2 protein-coding genes are annotated in these 1,734 nt (G+C 50.1%); both read right to left on the bottom strand.

What is annotated here, in order from left to right; translation table 11 throughout:
• Positions 1-343: 343 nt before the first annotated feature.
• Positions 344-1,240: a tyrosine recombinase XerC gene (locus ACTHSP_RS20350; protein ID WP_314513875.1), complete on the bottom strand. Its 897-nt coding sequence runs from the start codon at positions 1,238-1,240 to the stop codon at positions 344-346.
• 1 nt (position 1,241) lies between these two features.
• Complete coding sequence (locus ACTHSP_RS20345; protein WP_049328851.1) at positions 1,242-1,670, bottom strand: acyl-CoA thioesterase; 429 nt, start codon at positions 1,668-1,670, stop codon at positions 1,242-1,244.
• Positions 1,671-1,734: the final 64 nt, after the last annotated feature.

Raw genomic sequence — 1,734 nt, 5'->3', positions numbered from 1 at the left:
CATAATTCCGTTATGTTAATAGCAACAATTCCCGTTTGCAAGTCGTTTTACAGTCAAAATAAGCATTAATGCTTATAGAGAAAGGTTATAGACCTGCTGTTTTAAAGGCTGCATATCATAATATGATATTAGCTCTCATTACTAATATTATCAAACAAAAGGTCGTTTTAAAAGATAAACGGTAAGACAAAACAGCCTATTCTTCCGGCGTTTATGTTATCCGCACATTAAACCAATATCGAAACCTCATCAGACCGATCAAAATTCAAATGGTTTCAAATCATCTGTATAAAACATCAGGCCGTCTGAAAACATTCTTTCAGACGGCCTGATTCAAACAAAATCATTTTTTCCGTTTCGCCCTTGGGTGCGCCTCATCATAAACGCGCGCCAAATGGTCGAAATCCAGCTTTGTATAAACTTGCGTAGCGGAAAGATTGCTGTGCCCCAACAATTCCTGCACAGCGCGGATATCGCCCGATGCCTGCAAAAGATGGGTCGCATAGCTGTGGCGCATCATGTGCGGCGAGATATGGCTGGCACTGCCCACGCGCACTGCCCACGCCTGCAGGCGTTTTTGGATTTGACGCTGCCCCAGCCTGCCGCCATTTTTATTAGTGAACAAGGCCTGCTCGCCCTCTTTGGCAATACGCACCGCCAGATAATCACGCAATGCCGCAATGCTCTTGCCCACCAAAGGCACTTGCCGCTGCTTGCCCCCTTTACCCTTCACACTGACCCAGCCTTCGTCCAAGACAATACCATCCAGATTCAAACCTTGTATCTCGCTCAGGCGCAAACCGCTGCCATACATCAATTCAAACATGGCCTTATCGCGCACGTCCAATTCGTCATCAACAGGCGCATGGTCGAGAATATGGTTTAAAGGTTCTTGCGGCAGCGCTTTGGGCAGGCGTTCGGGCAGGCGCGGCGCTTTCATATTAAATGTCGGGTCGCTTTCCATGACTTCTATCTGCACCAGCCAACTGCAATACTGCCGCCACACCGACAATTTCCGCGCCAAGCTGCTTGCGCTCAAGCCCTTTTGCGACAGCTTTTTCAATACCGCCACAAAATCACGGCGCGTCGGCAGGCCGTTTTCCAGATTATCGGGCAACAGGCGCATCAATTCACTCAAATCGCGCCGATAAGCGGAAACGGTATGCTCCGACTTGCCTTGTTGCAGCAAGGTTTTCAGATAGCGCTCAAGATGAAGCGCAAAATTGCTTGATACCGCCATTTCAGACGGCCTCCAATGCTGTTTTCAAGGCCGAAGGCAGACGACAGACACGCTGCTTGCCATAATCGAAACACACCATGCCTGTCTGCACTTTCGCCAGCACAAGACCGTCTGAAATCCTGCGGATACGGTACAGCAAAGAAAAGCCCACACCGGCCACGCCCGCCGCCCCCATTTCTACCGACAGCTCATCGCCATGATGACCTTGCGCCAAATACTGCACCGCCGCATCCGCCATAATCAGGCCTGCCCCTCCGGCATCCATTTCGCTCCAACTCAGCTTCGCCAGCCAACGCATCCGCACTTCATGGCACAAACGCAACACCGCATCGTTCGCCAGATGGCCGCCATAGTTCACATCGCCCACCTGCACCGTCAAGGCCGTCTGAAACAAAGGCTTATCACACTCGGCCACCGAAATCCTATCCATTTTGCACACCCGTTTTCAATACTCTGCCATTATAAACCGAGACCCTGTTCGTTAATATATAAAA

Source organism: Neisseria sp. P0001.S005 (assembly GCF_051963715.1).
Note: the sequence above shows the minus strand (reverse complement) of the source record. Positions and strands in the feature narration are given on the sequence as shown.

Excerpts from the sequence above, each read along its gene's own strand:
- ACTHSP_RS20345 (WP_049328851.1), bottom strand. The coding sequence starts at position 1,670 with ATGGATAGGATTTCGGTGGCCGAGTGTGATAAGCCTTTGTTTCAGACG.
- ACTHSP_RS20350 (WP_314513875.1), bottom strand. The coding sequence starts at position 1,240 with ATGGCGGTATCAAGCAATTTTGCGCTTCATCTTGAGCGCTATCTGAAA.